Source organism: Phenylobacterium sp., from assembly GCF_041919955.1.
Lineage (GTDB): Bacteria > Pseudomonadota > Alphaproteobacteria > Caulobacterales > Caulobacteraceae > Phenylobacterium.
In genome coordinates, this window is sequence record NZ_JAYRSU010000004.1 from 95952 (window position 1) to 113360 (window position 17409).

Sequence of the window (17409 nt, forward strand, 5' to 3'; positions counted from 1 at the left end):
CTGTCGGCCGACGCACAGAGGAGCCGCTCATGGATCTCGATAGCAACGCCAAGCCGAAGTCACGTCGCGGCTTCGCCGCCATGAACCCCGAACGCCGCCGGGAGATCGCCCGAAAGGGCGGCGCCAGCGTTCCCGGGGAGAAGCGCAGCTTCGCCAAAGACCGCGACCTGGCCGCCTCGGCCGGGCGCAAGGGGGGCGAATCCTCGCGCGGCGGCGGCCGCAGCCGGGGCGACCGCCTCGAAAGCTAGGTCGTCAGAAGGACGACCGCGAAGCTCGGCGCGGGGCTTTCCCAGCTCCGCTCCAGCTTCCATCCGGCCTCTGCGGCCAGGGCCGCGAAGCCGCCCAGGGTGAACTTGTAGGAGTTCTCCGTATGGATGGTCTCGCCGGCTGCGAACCGAAAGCGCACGCCGGCGGCCTCCGCCCACTGATCCGCCCTGCTCACCAGGTGCATCTCGATCCGGCTCTCGTCAGCGTTCCAGATCGCCCGGTGCTCGAAGGCCGAGAGGTCGAAGTCGCCGCCTAGTTCGCGGTTGATACGCGTCAGCAGATTCAGGTTGAAGGCGGCGGTGACGGCCTGGGCGTCGTCATAGGCCGCGACCAAGGTCTCGTCGTCCTTGACCAGATCGATGCCGACCAGGAAGCATGCGCCCTCGCCCAGCAGGCGGCGGGCGCCCGACAGGAACGCGACCACCTCGTCCGGCCGGAAATTGCCGATGGTCGAGCCCGGGAAGAAGCCGACGCGTTCGCGACCATCCACCGCCTTCGGCAAGGCCAAGGCGCGGGTGAAGTCGTCGACCAGCGGCGCGACCGCGAGTCCGGGATAGTCCCTTGAAATGGCCTGCGCCGCCGCGTCCAGCGCCGTGGGGCTGATGTCGATCGGGACATAGGCGCCGAGCTGGGGCGCGGCGTCGAGCAGCAGGCGGGTCTTGGTGCTGGCCCCGCTGCCGAATTCCACCAGGGCCGCGCCGTCCGGGATGGCCTGCGCCATCTCGCCGGCCCGCTCGGCCATCAGGGCCAGTTCGGTGCGTGTGGGGTAGTATTCTGGCAGCTGCGTGATCTGCTCGAACAGGTCGGACCCGACCGCGTCGTAGAAGTACTTGGCCGACAGTTCCTTCTGTGGCTTCGACAGCCCGGCCACCACGTCGCGGGCGAACTCGCCATCGTGACCGACTGGTTGAGCCGGGCCGTCCCAGGCCAGCCGCACGCCCGAGAACATCCAGCGTTGATGCGGATGGAAGAAGTTGCGGTAGCTGGCCCGCACATGGCCTTCGGGCGTAGCGCAGCAGCCGCCGCGCAGCACCATCTGGCCGATCATGAACTTGCCGTTGTACTCGCCGATAGCGCCGCTGGCCGGACGGAAACCCGGATAAGGGCCGTAAGCGCTGCGCGTCCATTCCCAAACGTCGCCGAACATCTGGCGCAGGCCCGCACCCTTGCTGGCGACGGCCGGGCCGTACTGGCGCTGCTCGACCATGTTGCCGGAGATTTCCAGGCCTTGCGCCGCATGCTCCCACTCGGCCTCGGTCGGCAGTCGCGCGTCCGCCCAGGTGGCGTACGCATCGGCCTCGTAATAGCTGACATGCGTCACGGGCGCGTGGGGCGCCAGGGCGCGACGGCCTTGCAGGGTCATGGCGAGCCAGCCTCTGGGACCTTCCTCCCAATACAGCGGCGCGGTCCAGCCCTCGGCCTGCACGCGCGCCCAGCCTTCCGAGAGCCAGAGCTCGGGGCGCGAATAGCCTCCGTCCGCCATGAACGCCAACCACTCGGCGTTGGTCACCAGTCGGTCGGCCAGGCGGAACGGTTCAAGGAACACACGGTGTCGCGGGCCCTCGTTGTCGAAGGCGAAGGTCCCGCCGCCGTGGCCGATCTCCACCAGCCCGCCCTCGAAGGCGACCTGGGCGGCCGGGCCTGGGTCGCGACCGACGGGCAGGGCTGGCGCTGGCGCATAGACCGGCTTTAGCGGCGACTGGGCGAAGAGGTGCAGCACATCCATCAGGATCAGCTCCTGATGCTGCTCCTCGTGCGCCAGGCCGAGGTCCAGCAACGCGTCCAGACCATGACCGGGCGTAGCGAGCAACCGGGCCATCGCCTCGTCGACATGAGCCCTGTAGGCCAGCACGCGCTCAAGCGGCGGACGGGTTAGCAGGCCGCGCTGGGGGCGCGGCTGACGCGGGCCGAGCGCCTCGTAGTAGGAGTTGAAGAGATAGGCGAAGGCCGGATCGAAGATCCGATAGCCCGGGAGGTGCGGCTCCAGCACGAAGGTCTCGAAGAACCAGGTCGTGTGGGCCAGATGCCATTTGGTCGGACTGGCGTCCGGCATCGACTGGGCGGCCTGATCCTCGGCCGACAGGTTCGAGACCAGGGCCAGGGTCGCCGAACGGACCGACCGATAGCGGGCGCCCGGCCCCTTCGCGTGCGCGGCCCGCATCGGGGCCGGCGCGGTTCTCGCCTCGTCGGGGGACGTCATCAGCCGCTCCATGCTGATTGGGGCGTGGCGCGCGCCGCCACGCAAACGGGTCGCTGCGTGCGATCCAGCACGAACGCCGGGTCTTGGAACGCAGTTCCTCGAATGTGGGAGTTCTCGCTCCGTTCGCAAGCCGGAACGGTTGCCGAAAGGGTGCGTTGAGGCACTGGACGAGCAAGTCGCATCCCCGGGCGGTGGGGCGATCGAGGTCAGCATGAACAGCGACGACGAGTGGCGCGAGGACGTCGTGGCGATGATTCCCGCCCTGCGCGCCTTCGCCTGGTCGCTCAGCCATAATGGGTCGGACGCCGACGACCTGGTGCAGGACACCCTTATCAAGGCCTGGAGCAACCGCGAGAAATTCGAGCCGGGCACCAACCTGCGGGCCTGGCTGTTCACCATCCTGCGCAACACCTACTACACCCAGGTGATCCGCCGGCGGCGCGAGGTGCGCGACGAGACCGGCGAGTACGCCAACAGCATGCGCACCCCGGCGACCCAGGATTGGAGCGTCGCCATGCGCGCCTTGCAGACCGCCCTGGCCCAGTTGCCCGACGAGCATCGCGAGGCGCTGGTCCTGGTCGGGGCGGCGGGGCTCTCCTATGAGGAGGCGGCGGAGATCTGCGGCTGCGCGCTGGGCACCATCAAGAGCCGGGTGAACCGCGCCCGCGCCCGCCTGCTGAAGATCATGGACGCCGAGGACGCAAGCGACGTCATGGCGCTCGAGCCCGCGGAGGCGACCCGGGCCTAGTCGCTCGTCGCCTTGCCGCTAGTATGCCGGCGACTCGAGTTTTCGCCGGGAGCCTCCATGCATCGCCACGCCTTCGCCGCAGCCGCCGCCTGCGCCCTGCTCGCCAGTCCGGCGATGGCCGCTCCGAAGGACGAGGTGGCGAGGATCGTGGCCAACCCCGCCTTCAAGACCGCCGTCGCGACGCTCGACAAGGACTACGACCGCACGGTCGCGGACATCGTCACCCTGACGGAAATCCCCGCCCCGCCCTTCAAGGAGGCGGAGCGCGGCAAGGCCTACAAGACGATGCTGGAAGCCCACGGCCTGACCGAGGTCGAGGTCGACCCCGAAGGCAATGTCATGGGCCTGCGCAAGGGGACCAAGAGCGGCCCGGTCGTGGTGGTCTCCGCCCACCTCGACACCGTCTTCCCTGAAGGCACCAACGTGAAGGTGCGGCGCGAGGGGACCAAGCTGCATGCGCCGGGCGTCGCGGACGACACTCACAACCTGGCTGTGCTGTTGGCCTGGATCCGGGCGATGGACGCGGCCAAGATCCGCACCCAGAGCGACATCCTGTTCGTCGGCACGGTCGGCGAAGAAGGCGCCGGCGACCTGCGCGGCGTCCGCTACTTCTTCGGCAAGGGCAAGTACAAGGACCGCACCAAGGCCTTCTTCTCGGTGGACGGACTGGATCCGGGCGGCATCACCCACATCGGCGTCGGCTCCAAGCGCTACCGCGTGACGTTCAGCGGGCCGGGCGGCCACAGCTATGGCGCGTTCGGCATCGTCAATCCGATGGCGGCCATGGCCAAGGCGATCACCGACCTTTACGAGATCCAGCCGCCGACCGACCCGAAGGTCACCTATTCGGCCTCCGTCACCGGCGGCGGAACGTCGGTCAACGCGATCCCCGACAAGGTGTTCACCGAGTTCGACATGCGCTCGGCCGACCCGGCCGAACTGGCCAAGCTGGACGCCCGCTTCAAGGCGATCATGCAGGAGGCGGTCGCCCACGAGAACAAGGCCCGCTCCACGCGGGTCGGACAGGTGAGCGTCGAGATCAAGCCGATCGGCGACCGCCCGGCCGGCCAGACCCCGAAGACCTCGCCGATCGTCGCCTACACCGCCGCGGCGATCCAGGCGCTGGGCTACACGCCCGAATACGACGCCTCCTCCACTGACGCCAACGCCCCGATGGCCGTGGGCGTACCGGCGATCACCATCGGCGGCGGGGGCAAGGGCGGCCGCGCCCACTCCCTCGACGAGTGGATCGACGTCGAGAAGAGCGGTGGAGTGAAGGGCATGAGCGTCGGCCTCGCCGCCGTCCTGGCGGTGGCGGGCGTGAACTAAAGGCCGAGCTTGCCGAGCAGGGCCCGCAACCAGGCGGTCAGGCCGTCCCAGAGCGCCGCATACCAGGCCTTCGGCGGTTCCGGCGGCTTGGGCACGAACCAGCTCGGGGCGGCCGGCGGGGCGCAGTTCATGCGCATGCCGACGCCCTTGAGATAGCCGCGACGGACGCCGCCGGCCTTGATCGCGCCGTCCAGCGCCTTGCGATGACGCTCAGCGCCGCTGAGCTTGCGCACCCAGCCGCGGAACGGCAGCAGATCCTGGGCCTGGCCCTTGACCTCGCCGACGGCCGCGGCCTTGGCTTGAGCTGCGATCTTCTGGCCGGTGGTGCGCCGGTCCGGCGGCGGCGCTTCGTCGAGATCGGGGCCCAACGCGGCGTCGAGCCGCCCCACCTCGGCGGCCAGGGCTTCGCACCGTCCGAGCCCCTGCATGTCGTAGGGACCGGCCATGGCGCGGACCAGCACGGGCGGGATATCGGCCTGCTTGATGTTCAGGTCTTCGAGCGGCGCGGTCACCGCCCCGCGGAAGCCCTCGTCCCGCTGGGTCGTGCCCTGGTCCGCGGCCAGGGCGAGCGCCGGAGCAGCCACGGCGACGACCAGGGTCTGAACATGAACTTGCATCCGCTCACCCTAACGGTCCTTCGGGCCCCTGCCCTGTGACCGATTGCTCCGTGACGCTTCGAATGGCCCGAGTCGGAAGCGGGGCGGAACGGCTCACGCCTTCGCGCCGTTTTTCCTCACGGGAGGATGATCGCCATGTCTTATCGCAAGGATCCTCACGACGAACCGGCCCGCCACTGGCGCGGCGCCGATGAGGAGCGCTTTGACCGCCGCGTCGGGCCAAGCGAGGCGGGACGCTATTCGTCCGACCAGGCCCGCTACTACGGCGCCGACGCACGCAGCTTCTCGCCTGCCCCGCTCCACCGGGCCCACGAGGTCCGGCCGGCGTGGCGGCGCAACCGCTTCGACGTGGAGACCGGACCGGAGGCGCCCTACGTCTACGATGAGCAAGACGCGCTGACCCGCGGCTATTACAGCCTCGACGGTCCCCACGGCGGCCAAGAGTACGGCATCGAGCCCCACGGCTATCGCGAACGCCTGGTGAGGCGGCCGCTGCGCGCGCCAGCAACGTCGGACGACGACCTGACGCTCGATATGCGCGATCCGGGCGTGCGCGAGTTCGGCCCTCCGGCCGACTACGCATACCATCCGCACCTCGGTGCGGAATTCGAGCCCGACTATCTGGACTGGCGCGAAGACCGCCTCCGCGACCACGATCGCGATTACGCCGCCTGGCGGGCCGAACAACAGCAGCGCTATGATCGCGACTACCGCGCCTTCCGCAGCGAACGCCAGGGGCGCTTCGGCGCCAGCTTCGCCGACTGGCGCCGCGAGCGGGACCGGAAGGCCCCGCCCGAGGACAAGGTCTGAGGTCAGGCGGCGAGGCGGGCTGAGCCGCGCACGCCGACAATCTCCAGCGCCGCGAAGCCTGCAACCGCCAGGGCCTGGGCGATGACGAACGCCAAGCCGAGCGACGTGACGTCGAGATAGCCGCCGACCACGGAGAGGATGCTCTCTACCGTCCAGGCGAGATTGAGCGCGACAACCGCCCACACCAGCCCGGCGTGCAGGGTCCGCCGCCCACCCACCCAGGCGACCGCCAAAGCGTAGCCGATCAGGAACAGGCCGACCGGGCCGGCGAACGCCGGCGGCAAGCCGGTGACGTCTTCGAGGACTTGGCCTCCTGCGAGCAGCAGAAGGCCGGTTGCGCCGCTGGCGGCGGCGTCGAGCAGCAGGACGCGGCGGAGAAAGAGCGAAGAAACGATCATCTGACGAGCTCCCGTGAAGATTGGAGCCCGACTTTCACCTCGGACGGCGCAGCGCTGCGATTACCCGACAGGTAACGCAACGGGCCAATCCAATCATCGGCCGGCGCGCGGAATTTCCCGCTATGCCGCCCAGGAAAAGTCCACGCTGAAACGGGATTAATTGATTTTATTGAAGAAAAATGGCGGTGACGGAGGGATTCGAACCCTCGATACCCTTTCGAGTATGACGATTTAGCAAACCGTTGCCTTCAGCCACTCGGCCACGTCACCGGTCCGATTTCGCCGCGCCGAAGCAGCGGTCCAAATCGGGTCGCACTCCATAGCCGAAACCGGGACGCCGGAGCAACGGGGCGCCGAAAAAGAAAGTTCGAAAAGCAGGACGCCGCCTGTGGCCCAGGCGGCGTCCGTTCCAACCATCCTGGTTTCCGTCTCAGACGACCGGGGCCAGAGCCTTGCGCCGGACGCCGCGGAGCATGAGCCCAGCGCCGGTGAAGCCGACGATCATCATCGCCCAGGTGGCCGGTTCGGGGACCGGAGCGAAGGCCAGATCAACCGTGTATTCGCCGTTCCCACCGCTGATTCCGGCGATGTAGAGGGTTTGAAGCCCGCCCGAGACCGGCTGATCCAGCAGGGTCGCGATATCGAACGTGCCATTGGTGATGGTGAACGGCGTTCCATTCAGCTTCACGGAGGTGAAGTCGATGTTCGTCGCGGCGTTCACGCGTATGGAGGTGACGGCCGTGCTGGCCACGCCTCCGGTTGGGAAGGTGAACTGATAAGTGTCGGCGAACGGCCCAGCCCCAATAGGGCTGTTGCCGAAGGCCGCGGTGATGCTGCCGTCGGCGGCGGGCGCCGGCAGCGGGACCACGATGACAGCGTTGGCGGCCGGAGCGGCGGCCAACAGGGAAACCGCAAGCGCAGCTCCCATGAGCAGCTTCTTCATATTCCGTCCTTTGCAACTCAACAGGCCAGACAACGTCTCGGGCCACCCGCAAAGTCTGGCGCTGACTTCAATTAACCAAAAATAGAGACTCCAATCGAAGCGGCCCGCAACGCCATTCGCGTAACGCGGGCATGCGAGCTGACAAATCAAAGTGAAATGACAATCCGTGGATGCGACGGCCGAACCCATCCGCAGCTTATGATTGGTGAAATGGCCCTGCTTTCGATCACTTGGCGCCAACAAGCGGTGACTTCCGCTAGGTCGGACTAGTGACCATCAGGACCAGCGCGGTGCGGCGCCCTACCCGCGCTCCCGAGACGGCACGCGCCTTGCTACATGTCGCTCGGAGACACACTCGCGCACCAAAACGAGCCCATCGTCCCAGTGCGCGCCGCCGGCGTTCCAGCAACGCCGGCCAAAGCGGAGGAGCGCGTCGCAGCCGCGGCGCGCTCCTCACGCCGCTATCGATGGAAACGGGAACCGCGACGGGATCATGCGTCTGTTGATCATCGCCCACCTGCTCGCCGCGCTCGGCGCAGCGCCGGCCTGGGCCGCGCCGCCGCCCGATCCGGACGCCGCCCCCGGCCAGCTCGTCCGCCTCCCCGACGGTCGACGCCTGAATTTCCGCTGCAGCGGGACAGGCTCGCCCACTGTCATCCTGGAGAGCGGGTTCGGAGCGGACTCTCTCGCCTGGCCACGGGTTCGCGCGCGCCTTGAGCGAAAGCTGCGCGTCTGCTCCTACGACCGCGCCGGCTACGGCTTTTCCGATCCGGGGCCGCTGCCCCGCGATGGCGCGGCCATCGCCCGCGATCTCGACCGCGGCTTGCGCGCTGCGAGGATCCGCGGCCCGTTCGTCCTGGTCGGCCATTCTGCCGGCGCGCTCTATGTCCGCGCCCTCTACGCCCGCCGGCCCGGCGACGTCGCCGGCATGGTGCTGGTCGATCCCTCGGTCGAGCATCAGGACCGCCGTTTCGCGGCCGCCTTCGGCCCAGGGGCCGGCAGCACCCAGCCGCTGCGCGATCGCGCCGCCCGGTGCCAAGCGGCGGCCGAACAACGCCAGCTGCCCTCGACCGATCCTGCATTGGAGCGCTGCGCGCCTCCGGCCGATCCGAAACGCTCGGACGCCATGAACGCCGCGCGGCGGTCATTGGAGCTTCGTCCGGCGACGTGGCGGACCCAGGTCTCGGAACTGGACAACCTATGGACCGCGACGTCGGATCAACTGGACGCCAGCACCTACGGCGATCTGCCGATGATCGTCCTGACCGCCGACGGGACCTATTCGGCCGCGCCGGAACAGGCGCGCGAGGCGCTGTCGACGCTCTGGTTCGGCCTCCATCGGGAACTGGCGCGCCGCTCGAACGCTGGAGTCAGCCGCCGCATCAACGGCAGTTCCCATCTCATGATGCGGGACAAGCCAGACGCCGTCGCCGACGCTGTCCTGGAGATCGCGGCGAAGGCCAAGATGGCTAACACCAATTAACTCAATTCACCCAGTGGTTGTCTTTGTGACTCTAGCATCCACCGCCAATCCGCTAGTCAGCGCGAATGTCACGCGTCTGCGATTGCAATCAAGGCCACCCTGGCGACAATTGGGCTCGACCTCCCGTGTGAATTGTTTACATGGAGGCGATCCATACGTGTGTACGTTAACCGCTCGCACAGACGCCGCGTGGCAGTGTGACCCGCGTTATTCCGAACAATTGGTCCCGTATGTCCCTCGCCGCCCCGTTCAAGCCTAACGCCATGCCGGATCGCCGGGGACGCCGCCAGAGCGACTCGGACGCCGAGGCCCGGGCAGCGGCCTGGGCCGAGCCGGGGCGCGACCGCCGCGGTCCGCTTCGCCCCGAAAAGCTGACCCCGACCCGTCTGCGGATGTCGGGTCGGCTGCTGACCCGCTTTTTCCAGGCCGGCGACGCCCTGGCGCTGATTCTCGGCGGCCTGACCGCCGCAGCCCTGACCCACGGCGCGAACGTCCTGCTGATCTATGGCTGTGCGGCGCTCGTCACCTTCGCCAGCCTGCGCCTGTTCGACACCTACAAATTCGGGCGCCGCGAAGACCTGGCCATGCACCTGATGCGCGTGACCGTCGCTTTCGCAGTGGCGGTCGCGATGTGCTTTGCGATCCTGACCCACTTCGTCGGGGCCGTGATGCTGGCCGCCTCGCTGGGGGTGTGGACGCCGTTGGCCTTTCTCTGCACCGCGGCGGCGCACGGTCTATGGTGGGCCAATGTGAAGCGCTGGCGGGCCAACGGCCGCCTGACGCCGAACCTGGTGATCGTCGGCGCGACCGGCGCGGCCGAGCGCCTGATCGAAGCCATCCTGGAGACGCGCGAGGCCAATGTGCTCGGGGTCTTCGACGACCGCGCCGAGCGCAGCGCAGAGGGCCTGCACCGCGTTCCGCTGCTGGGCGGCACCGACGAGTTGCTGGCCCACCGGATCATGCCGTTCGTGGACCGGATCGTGATCACCGTGCCTTCGGGCGCGCGCGATCGCGTGCACGCCCTGCTCGAGCGGCTGAGCGTGTTGCCGAACGAGATCACCCTTCTGCTCGACCGCGAGGGCGAGGCCGAAGAAGCTGAGGCCATCGACCGGATCGCCAACATTCCCCTGACCCGCGTCTCCGGCTCGGAGATCGATCAGGGCAAGGCTCTGGCCAAGCGGGCGCAGGACGTGGTGTTCGGTGCGCTCGCCCTGTTCCTGGCGACGCCGATCATGCTGCTGGTCGCCATCGCCGTCCGCCTGGACAGCAAGGGACCGATCTTCTTCCGCCAGCGCCGCCACGGCTTCAACAACGAGGAGATCGTGGTCTGGAAGTTCCGCTCGATGCGGGTGGAATCGACCGATCATAAGGCCGCGCGTCAGATCAGCGCCGACGACGATCGCGTCACCCGCGTCGGCAAATTCATTCGCAAGACCAGCCTCGACGAGCTGCCCCAGCTGATCAACGTGCTGACCGGCGAGATGTCGCTGGTCGGCCCGCGGCCGCACGCCATCGGCATGAAGACCGGAGAAGTCGAAAGCTCGCGCCTGGTCGCCGAATACGCCCACCGTCACCGCATGAAGCCCGGCATGACCGGCTGGGCGGCTATCAACGGCTCGCGCGGCGCCATCGACACGCCCGAACTGGTCCGCCGCCGGGTCGCGCTGGACGTCGAGTACATCGAGCGCCAGTCGTTCTGGCTCGACCTCTACATCATGTTCATGACCATCCCCTGCCTGCTGGGCGACTCCGAGACCGTCCGCTAGCGGCTTAACGGTTTGCAATCGGTCCGTGCAGCATGATGCGCCCCTGAAGGCGCATTGGGCGCGAGCGCAGGAACGGTTCGATGTTCTGGAGGGGCGTGGTCGGCTACCTGCCGGTCAATATCGTTCAGGGGCTGGTCGGCCTGCTGACGATCGTCACCTTCACGCGCCTGCTCACCCCCGCGCAGTTCGGCGACTACGCCCTGGGGTTCTCGGTGGCGAGCCTGGTCCACACGGCCCTGTTCACCTGGAACGAGGCCGCCTACGCCCGGCACTGGGCCGCAGAGTCCGCCCGCGACGAGGGCCGCGACCTCGCCGCCACCGTCCACCGGACCTGGCTTTTCCTGCTGATCGCCCTTCCCGTCGCCGGCTTGATCGCATGGCTGATCCCACTGCCGCCGGGATTGAAGCTGGCCGTGCTCGCGGGCCTCGCCTCGGTCGCGCCGCGCACCTTCGCACGCCTGGCCCAGGAGCGCCGCCGCGCGGCCGGAGAGGTCGGCGGATCCGCCTCCATCGATCTCGTCCAGACCGCGGGCGGCTTCGCTTTGGGCGCGGCCTTGGCCTTCGCCGGGCTGGGCGGGGCGGCGCCGCTGATCGGCTCGGGCCTGGCGGCGGCGGCCTGCGCCGCATGGTGCTTCCGGCCGGAATACGCCAAGACCCACGGTGGCCAATTCGAGCCTGCCCGCGCCGTGCGGCATGCGCAGTACGGCGTGCCCGTCGCGCTCTCGCTGATCCTGGCGCTGGTGCTGTCCAGCACCGATCGCTTCCTGCTGGCGGCCTTTCTCGACCAGGCTTCGGTCGGCCTCTATCACGCGGGCTACAGCCTGGCGAACCGCACCCTCGACGTGGTCTTCATCTGGCTGGGCGCCGCCGGCGGCCCCGCCCTGATCATGGCGCTGGAGCGCGGCGGACGCACAGCGCTCGTCGACGCCGCGCGCCAGCAGGCCGACCTGATGCTGCTGCTCACGATTCCCGCCGCAGTCGGGCTGGCCCTGGTCGCCGGGCCGCTGGCTCACCTGATGGTCGGGCCCGAGCTGGCCGACGGTGCAGCGCAGGTCACCCCCTGGATCGCCGCCAGCGGCCTGCTCGCCGGCCTCACCACCTACTATTTCCACCAGGCTTTCACTCTGGGCCAGCGGACGTACTTCCTGCTGGTCGCCATGACGATTCCGGCGCTGGCCAACCTGATCCTGAACCTGCTGCTCATTCCGCGCATGGGGCTGCAGGGCGCGCTGGTCGCCACCGTCATCAGCTACGCCCTTGGCCTAGCCGCCTCGGCCGCGCTCGGCCGGCGGCTGATGGCGCTGCCCGTCCCCTGGGTCACGCTCGCCCAAGCGGCGACCGCCAGCGCTCTGATGGCGCTAGCCGTCAGCCGCATTCCGGCGTTCGGGGGGCTCGCGGAACTCATCGCCAAGTCCGCGGCGGGAGCCGCTGTCTACGGCCTCGTCGCCTATGCTCTCGACGCCGGGAGCCTGCGCAGCCGCGCTGGCCAAGCCCTGCGCCTCCTCCGCGCCCGGAACGCCGCATGACCGCCCAGACCGAAGCCGTCTTCGACAACGCCGCCTGGCCGCTGGCCCGACCCAGCCTGTCCGTACTGATCCCGTTCAAGGGCGACGATCCCCTGCCGCTGCTGGCGGCCCTTGCCCTCGAGCCCTGCGCCGCCGAGATCGTCATCCTGGACGACGGCTCGGACGATCCGGCCCTGGCCGCCGAGGTCGAGGCCGCCGTGGGCCTGCTGCCGCTGCCTGCACGTTTCGTGCGCCTGCCCCGCAACGAGGGCCGCTCCAAGGGGCGCAACCGACTGGTGTCGCACGCGCGGGCCGGCAGCTTTCTGTTCCTGGACAGCGACATGCTGCCGGACGATTCCCGCTTCCTGCGCAACTGGCTGGAACTGGTCGAGGCCCATCGCCCGCCGGTGGCCTTCGGCGGCTTTTCGCTGAAGCAGGTTCCGCCGCGCCGCGACCAGGCCCTGCACCGGGCCATGGCCGCGCACAGCGACTGCCTGGACGCCGCGACGCGCAGCCAGAACCCCGAAAAGCACGTCTTCACCTCCAACCTGCTGGTCCGGCGCGACGTCTTCGACGCCGAGGCCTTCGACGAGGGCTTCGCCGGCTGGGGCTGGGAGGACGTCGAGTGGGGCATGCGCGTCGCCCGGCGCTGGCCGATCCTGCACATCGACAACGCCGCCACGCACCTGGGCCTCGACAGCGCCTGCACCATGGCCGCCAAGTATGAACAGTCGGCCGCGAACTTCGCGCGGGTCGTCGCCGCCCACCCGTCGGTGGTCAGCACCTATCCCAGCTATCGCGTCGCCAAGGCGCTGAAACGCGCGCCGCTGCGAGGGCTGTGGCGGCCGATGCTGAAGCGCTACGCCCTGGCCGAGGCCGCGCCTCTGGGCAGCCGCGCGCTGGCGATGCGGCTCTATCGCGCCGCCCTTTATGCGGAGGCCGTCTGATGTCCTACGGCGAGGCCTATGGCGCCGACCGCTCGCTCTACGGCAAGCTTCGCCGCAAGACCGCGCGCATGATCAACCGTCGGCCGCTAACGCAGGCGCCGGGACGGCCGCTGCTGTCCTTCAGTTTCGACGACGCACCGCTGAGCGCCGCCACCGCCGGCGCGGCGATCCTGGAGGCGCGGGGTCTGCGCGGCACGTTCTACGTCTCGGCGGGCCTGGCCGGCCAGGATGCGCCGATGGGCGTCTGCGCCGGGCCGGAGGATTATCGCCGCCTGGCGCAGGCCGGGCACGAGATCGCCTGCCACACCTATTCTCATCTCGATTGCGGCCGGGCCACCGGACCCGCCGCCCAGGCCGATGTCGACCGCAATGCGAGCGCGCTGAGCGCGTGGGGTGCGAGCGACTTGGAAAGCTTCGCCTATCCCTATGGCGACGTCGCGCCGGGGCCCAAGGCGGCGCTGTCGGGCCGGTTCTCGACCCTGCGGGGTCTGCATCATGGCATCATCGAGAAGGGCGCGGACCTCAACCAGACGCCGGCCGTCGGCATCGAGGGACCGGACGGCCCGGCCGCCGCGCGGCGCTGGCTGGCGCGGGCCAAGGCGCGCGACGCCTGGCTGATCCTCTACACTCACGATGTGGCCGATGCGCCGTCCCCCTGGGGCTGCACGCCGGACGTCTTCGCCGCGATCATCGACGAGGCGATCGCAGGCGGCTTCGAGATCGGCACGGTCGGACAAGTCGCCCGCCAGCTCGGCCTCTAGGGTCCGATCTTCTCGTCGGGCCAGACCAGGCGCGTGGCGACCATCACGAACATCGCCCAGCGGAAGTCGTGATAGGTGACCGCGATGCTTTCGGTCAGCGACATCAGGCCGTAGACGATCAGCAGCGGCACTGCGAGGTAGGCGCCGGGACTGCGGAACAGGGCCAGGATGGCCAGCATCGCCGTCTGCAGGAACATCATGCCGAAAGCGGCCAAGCCGAACACGCCCAGGCCCAGCCACTGCTCGATCCAGGCGCTATGGGCGTGGATCGGCGTGAACCCGGCGTCGCGGATTATCCAGGCCAGCGGCGTCCAGCGGCCTTTGGTCTCCCAGACGACGCCGTAGCCGTAGCCTGTCCAGGGGCGCATCTCGATCTGGCGCATGGCGGCCGACCAGATCTTGGTGCGGCCGGTCAGGGTCGCGTCCTTGCCGAGAATCTCGAAGAACAGGTCGGCGGCGAACAGCATCAGTCCGGCAAGCATCGCTATGCCCAGAACACCCAGCCAGATGGTGGCGACGCCCGAGGCCGGGTGACGCCGCACCAGCGCCACTAGCATGACCCCGCCCGCCCCCAGCATCAGCGAGACCAGCGAGGTCTTCGAGGTCGACATCAGCACCAGAAGCAGCGCCAGCACCGAGAAGCCGAGCCAGATCGGGGCGCGCTTGGGATTGAGAGCCGCGGCCGCCAACAGCACCGTGAAGCCCAGGGCCATGATGCCGCCCAGGGCGTTCTTCTCGGGCCAGACGCCGCGCCAGGCGCCGGGGAACAGCTCGTGCATCACGCCGATCGAGGGGACGGCGACTGAAACCAGGATCGAGATCACCGTGAGGCCGGCGAAGCAGCCGGCCAGCAGTTCGCTCAGCGCGGCCCAGCGGTAGCGGACCGCCAGAACGACAGCGCCCAGGGTCGTAAAGCCCAGCGCGATGACCCGCCGCAGCGTCTGGTCCGGGGCGATCGACCATGTGATCGAGAGGACCGAGATCAGCATCAGCAGCACCAGGAACGGCTGCCTGGCCAACGCTCCGATGGTCGCGCCGGGCGACAACGCGAACAGCAGCAGCGCTGCGCCATAGGCCGGCAGGTAGAGCACGCGCACCAGGCCCGAGGCGGCGGAATCGCCGCTCTCTCCCAGCAGCGGAAAAACCCAGAACTGGCTGTAGACCAGGAAGATTCCGGCCGCCGCAGCCAAGGTGAACAGCCGCCAGGCGGTCCAGCGCGGCCGGGCCAGCGGCGGACCGGCGAGCGCCTGGGTCACGGCAGGATGGTCCGCAGGAAGGCGGGCGCCTCCACGACGCTGCGATTGAAGAACAGACCCGTCACATGACCGCCGGCGGCCTTGATGGCGTCACGCAGTTGAGCTGGAGCGCGCACGTCGACCTGATCGGCGGACACCACCAGCACGGTCTGGTCCATGAACGGCGCGACGGTCAGGGCCGCGCGCGAGCGTTCGGGAGCAGGGCCGTCGACGATGATCACCTCGGCGAAGCGGCGCAGGGCGTTCCAGTAGTCGGCGGTGGGCACGATATGCACGGTCTGGCGGCCGACCAGTTGCTCGCGGCGAAACCTGGTCACCCACCAGCGTGCAGAGCCTACCCTGTGGGCGGCCAGGTAATTGGCGTCGGGCCAGAGTTCGCCGCTGGGCGTCTGGGCCGGGGGCTGGACGGTGAAGAACGCCGAACCGTCCGGGCTCGCCTGGACAGGACCTGAGAGCTCGCCGTATCGCTGTGCTTCGGCCGTCAGGGTCGCATGCTGGGGAGCGGCCATCAGATCCAGGTCGACCAGCCAGACCGAGCGTCCCGCGCGCCGCGCGACATAGTTGGCCAGTTCGCGCGCGACAGTCGAGGCGCCCTCGCCCCGCCTGGCGGCCGTGACCTGAATCACGCGCGCACGGCCGGCCGCAGGCGACCCGCCAAGGGACGCCCATAGATCGGCCATCTCCGAACTCAGATCGACCATGCCTCGAATCGCCGCCCGCGCAATTCACGCAGGCTAGCGCAAACTCGCGTCTACCGCGCCTTCAACCCCGCTGCGCCGAGCACGGGCAGGTCGAGGGTGCGCGCCGCGGCCTGGGGGGTCGGCAGGCCCGGCCGCAGGAACATCCGCAACAGGCCCGCGCAGAGGGCCGAGAAGCCGGCGAACAGGAAGGCCAGCATCACCACCGGCTTGCGCAGGCTCTTGCCCTTGGTCGGCGGAATGGCGCGCTGGACGATGCGGATGTTGTCGTTCGACTTGGCCGCGATCTCCTGGGCCGCACGGCTCTGCTCCTCCTTGACGGAGAAATCACGGACACTGGCCTGCAGCACGTCGCGGTCGAGCGAGAGCTCCTGGAAGCGCGGCTCGAGTTCCGCCAGCCGCAGACGCCGGGCGGTCAGGCGGTCGATCTGACTGGCGAGTTCGGCCTGGGACTGGCGCAAGGCCGAGACCTCGGAGGTGAGCTGGATCTTCTCGGTCTGGAGGGTCTGGTAGACGGGATTGACCCCGATCCGGCGGCCGCCCTCGCCCTGGGCGCGGCCGGCGGCGATGCCGGCTTCCAGCTGGGCGATCTGCGCGTCGACCTCCTGCACCGGCCGCGCATCGGCGCGATAGCGGGACAGCAGTTCCTCGCGCTGCAGCTTCAGGGTCACCAGCTTCTCGCCGGGCGCGCTGGAGACATCGCGATAGAGGCCGACCTCGGGCGCGACGTGGGTCAATTGGCTGTTCAGCGTGGCCAGCCGCCCCAGCCGGTCCTGGAGCTGGGCGTCGGTCTGGTACTTCTGCTGTTCGATCTGGGCCTGGAGCTGGGTCAGCGAGGCCTTCTCGGCGACGAAATCACCGATCCGGTTGCTGGTCAGGAAGTCCTCATAGGCGGCGTCGGCCTGGGACAGGCGCCCCTCGAACAGCCGGCGCTGCTGCTCAAGCGCCGGCGAGCTGGGATCCAGCAGCACGGTGCGCCGATAGATCAGATATTCCTCCAGCAGCGTGTTGAGGATCAGGGCCGCGGTCTGCGGGTCGGTGTGCCCGAAGCTCAGGCGCACCACCGGCGTGTCAGGAGTGGTTTCGATCTTCAGCCCCTGCTCCACGCCGCGCACGGCCAGGGCCATGATCGTCTTCTTCTCGGCCGGCGAGGCCTTGGCGTACTTGGCCGCCAGTTCGGGATATGTGCGCGACAGGCCCAACCGCTCGATCACGCGCTGCTTCAGCGCGCCGGCGCCGAGGATTTCCGTTTCGGACTGGATGACCTGGTCGGAGTCGAGCACGGCGCCGCGCCCGGCGTCGCCCGCGCGGGGTTCGTAGACATATTCCTGGCCGAGCCGGACGAGGACGCTGGAATAAGCCTCGTACTTGGTCTTCATGGTGAGGGCGGCCATCACGCCGAGCGCGAAGATCACCCCGAAGACCGCCAGCATCAGGTAACGCTCCCGCCAGAGCAGCACCGGAAAGTCAGTCAGGGCATAGCGGGGCCGCGCCGCCCAGGTCGCGGCGTCATTCGGTCCAAAAGCCCAAGCGCCCTGCGCCACGTGCGAATCCCACGCCTGTACCCGTCGAGCCGAACCTGCGCGGGCGCAATTAACGATCCGTTACCCATTCTCCTTAACCTTTGCACTCATGCTTGGACGCCGCTCACGGATCTACGCTCTCGCCGCGTGCACGGCCG

16 protein-coding genes and 1 tRNA gene are annotated in these 17409 nt (G+C 68.9%); 9 read left to right on the forward strand and 8 right to left on the reverse strand.

Going from position 1 to position 17409, the window contains the following annotated elements; genetic code table 11:
• Positions 1-29: 29 nt before the first annotated feature.
• Entirely contained in the window at positions 30-248 is a 219-nt protein-coding gene (locus tag ACE3T2_RS05200) for a general stress protein (protein WP_374655414.1), read from the forward strand.
• Here ACE3T2_RS05200 and egtB read toward each other — a convergent pair.
• The gene (gene egtB / locus ACE3T2_RS05205; protein ID WP_374655656.1) at positions 245-2428 is read right to left on the reverse strand and encodes an ergothioneine biosynthesis protein EgtB; all 2184 of its coding nucleotides are present in this window, start codon (positions 2426-2428) and stop codon (positions 245-247) included. The two genes, ACE3T2_RS05200 and egtB, sit on opposite strands and share 4 nt — an antisense overlap.
• Before the next feature lie 250 nt (positions 2429-2678).
• On the opposite strand from egtB, the gene ACE3T2_RS05210 reads away from it, so the two are divergent.
• Together ACE3T2_RS05210 and ACE3T2_RS05215 are read left to right on the forward strand one after the other, a co-directional pair.
• A complete protein-coding gene (locus ACE3T2_RS05210) occupies positions 2679-3215 on the forward strand; it encodes a sigma-70 family RNA polymerase sigma factor (RefSeq protein WP_374655416.1) in 537 nt (178 codons plus the stop codon).
• A 57-nt stretch (positions 3216-3272) separates the two neighbouring features.
• On the forward strand, positions 3273-4544 hold the full coding sequence (locus ACE3T2_RS05215) for a M20/M25/M40 family metallo-hydrolase (RefSeq protein WP_374655418.1): 1272 nt from the start codon (positions 3273-3275) through the stop codon (positions 4542-4544).
• On the opposite strand, the gene ACE3T2_RS05220 is transcribed toward ACE3T2_RS05215, so the two are convergent.
• Positions 4541-5161, reverse strand: coding sequence for a hypothetical protein (locus ACE3T2_RS05220; RefSeq protein WP_374655420.1), 621 nt, complete (start codon positions 5159-5161; stop codon positions 4541-4543). The genes ACE3T2_RS05215 and ACE3T2_RS05220 overlap by 4 nt on opposite strands.
• Before the next feature lie 135 nt (positions 5162-5296).
• Between ACE3T2_RS05220 and ACE3T2_RS05225 the strand changes: the two genes are divergently transcribed.
• Entirely contained in the window at positions 5297-5971 is a 675-nt protein-coding gene (locus ACE3T2_RS05225) for a hypothetical protein (protein ID WP_374655422.1), read from the forward strand.
• 2 nt (positions 5972-5973) lie between these two features.
• On the opposite strand, the gene ACE3T2_RS05230 is transcribed toward ACE3T2_RS05225, so the two are convergent.
• From ACE3T2_RS05230 to ACE3T2_RS05240, 3 genes are all read right to left on the reverse strand, one after another.
• A complete protein-coding gene (locus ACE3T2_RS05230) occupies positions 5974-6369 on the reverse strand; it encodes a hypothetical protein (RefSeq protein ID WP_374655424.1) in 396 nt (131 codons plus the stop codon).
• A 180-nt stretch (positions 6370-6549) separates the two neighbouring features.
• A tRNA-Ser gene (locus ACE3T2_RS05235) sits at positions 6550-6639 on the reverse strand.
• A gap of 160 nt (positions 6640-6799) precedes the next feature.
• Complete coding sequence (locus ACE3T2_RS05240; protein WP_374655426.1) at positions 6800-7501, reverse strand: FxDxF family PEP-CTERM protein; 702 nt, start codon at positions 7499-7501, stop codon at positions 6800-6802.
• 304 nt (positions 7502-7805) lie between these two features.
• Between ACE3T2_RS05240 and ACE3T2_RS05245 the strand changes: the two genes are divergently transcribed.
• The 5 genes from ACE3T2_RS05245 (at position 7806) to ACE3T2_RS05265 (ending at position 13774) form a co-directional block, all read left to right on the forward strand.
• Positions 7806-8795: an alpha/beta fold hydrolase gene (locus tag ACE3T2_RS05245; RefSeq protein ID WP_374655428.1), complete on the forward strand. Its 990-nt coding sequence runs from the start codon at positions 7806-7808 to the stop codon at positions 8793-8795.
• A 230-nt stretch (positions 8796-9025) separates the two neighbouring features.
• Positions 9026-10561, forward strand: a complete 1536-nt coding sequence (locus tag ACE3T2_RS05250; protein ID WP_374655430.1) for an exopolysaccharide biosynthesis polyprenyl glycosylphosphotransferase — start codon at positions 9026-9028, stop codon at positions 10559-10561.
• A gap of 80 nt (positions 10562-10641) precedes the next feature.
• Positions 10642-12087: a lipopolysaccharide biosynthesis protein gene (locus ACE3T2_RS05255; RefSeq protein WP_374655432.1), complete on the forward strand. Its 1446-nt coding sequence runs from the start codon at positions 10642-10644 to the stop codon at positions 12085-12087.
• Complete coding sequence (locus ACE3T2_RS05260; RefSeq protein ID WP_374655434.1) at positions 12084-13013, forward strand: glycosyltransferase family 2 protein; 930 nt, start codon at positions 12084-12086, stop codon at positions 13011-13013. The genes ACE3T2_RS05255 and ACE3T2_RS05260 overlap by 4 nt, the downstream gene beginning before the upstream one ends.
• Positions 13013-13774: a polysaccharide deacetylase family protein gene (locus ACE3T2_RS05265; protein WP_374655436.1), complete on the forward strand. Its 762-nt coding sequence runs from the start codon at positions 13013-13015 to the stop codon at positions 13772-13774. Before ACE3T2_RS05260 ends, ACE3T2_RS05265 begins: the two co-directional genes overlap by 1 nt.
• On the opposite strand, the gene ACE3T2_RS05270 is transcribed toward ACE3T2_RS05265, so the two are convergent.
• Genes ACE3T2_RS05270 through ACE3T2_RS05280 form a run of 3 tightly spaced genes read right to left on the reverse strand, consistent with a single transcriptional unit; the run spans position 13771 to position 17272 of the window.
• Positions 13771-15030, reverse strand: coding sequence for an O-antigen ligase family protein (locus ACE3T2_RS05270; RefSeq protein WP_374655438.1), 1260 nt, complete (start codon positions 15028-15030; stop codon positions 13771-13773). The genes ACE3T2_RS05265 and ACE3T2_RS05270 overlap by 4 nt on opposite strands.
• Positions 15027-15731, reverse strand: coding sequence for a sugar kinase (locus ACE3T2_RS05275; protein ID WP_374655440.1), 705 nt, complete (start codon positions 15729-15731; stop codon positions 15027-15029). Before ACE3T2_RS05275 ends, ACE3T2_RS05270 begins: the two co-directional genes overlap by 4 nt.
• A 50-nt stretch (positions 15732-15781) precedes the next feature.
• Positions 15782-17272: a GumC family protein gene (locus ACE3T2_RS05280; RefSeq protein WP_374655442.1), complete on the reverse strand. Its 1491-nt coding sequence runs from the start codon at positions 17270-17272 to the stop codon at positions 15782-15784.
• Between the last annotated feature and the right edge of the window lie 137 nt (positions 17273-17409).

Bases quoted from the DNA above. Each gene is read 5' to 3' on its own strand.
- ACE3T2_RS05200 (WP_374655414.1), top strand. From the start codon at position 30: ATGGATCTCGATAGCAACGCCAAGCCGAAGTCACGTCGCGGCTTCGCC.
- egtB (WP_374655656.1), bottom strand. From the start codon at position 2,428: ATGCGGGCCGCGCACGCGAAGGGGCCGGGCGCCCGCTATCGGTCGGTC.
- ACE3T2_RS05210 (WP_374655416.1), top strand. From the start codon at position 2,679: ATGAACAGCGACGACGAGTGGCGCGAGGACGTCGTGGCGATGATTCCC.
- ACE3T2_RS05215 (WP_374655418.1), top strand. From the start codon at position 3,273: ATGCATCGCCACGCCTTCGCCGCAGCCGCCGCCTGCGCCCTGCTCGCC.
- ACE3T2_RS05220 (WP_374655420.1), bottom strand. From the start codon at position 5,161: ATGCAAGTTCATGTTCAGACCCTGGTCGTCGCCGTGGCTGCTCCGGCG.
- ACE3T2_RS05225 (WP_374655422.1), top strand. From the start codon at position 5,297: ATGTCTTATCGCAAGGATCCTCACGACGAACCGGCCCGCCACTGGCGC.
- ACE3T2_RS05230 (WP_374655424.1), bottom strand. From the start codon at position 6,369: ATGATCGTTTCTTCGCTCTTTCTCCGCCGCGTCCTGCTGCTCGACGCC.
- ACE3T2_RS05240 (WP_374655426.1), bottom strand. From the start codon at position 7,501: ATGGGTTCGGCCGTCGCATCCACGGATTGTCATTTCACTTTGATTTGT.
- ACE3T2_RS05245 (WP_374655428.1), top strand. From the start codon at position 7,806: ATGCGTCTGTTGATCATCGCCCACCTGCTCGCCGCGCTCGGCGCAGCG.
- ACE3T2_RS05250 (WP_374655430.1), top strand. From the start codon at position 9,026: ATGTCCCTCGCCGCCCCGTTCAAGCCTAACGCCATGCCGGATCGCCGG.
- ACE3T2_RS05255 (WP_374655432.1), top strand. From the start codon at position 10,642: ATGTTCTGGAGGGGCGTGGTCGGCTACCTGCCGGTCAATATCGTTCAG.
- ACE3T2_RS05260 (WP_374655434.1), top strand. From the start codon at position 12,084: ATGACCGCCCAGACCGAAGCCGTCTTCGACAACGCCGCCTGGCCGCTG.
- ACE3T2_RS05265 (WP_374655436.1), top strand. From the start codon at position 13,013: ATGTCCTACGGCGAGGCCTATGGCGCCGACCGCTCGCTCTACGGCAAG.
- ACE3T2_RS05275 (WP_374655440.1), bottom strand. From the start codon at position 15,731: ATGGTCGATCTGAGTTCGGAGATGGCCGATCTATGGGCGTCCCTTGGC.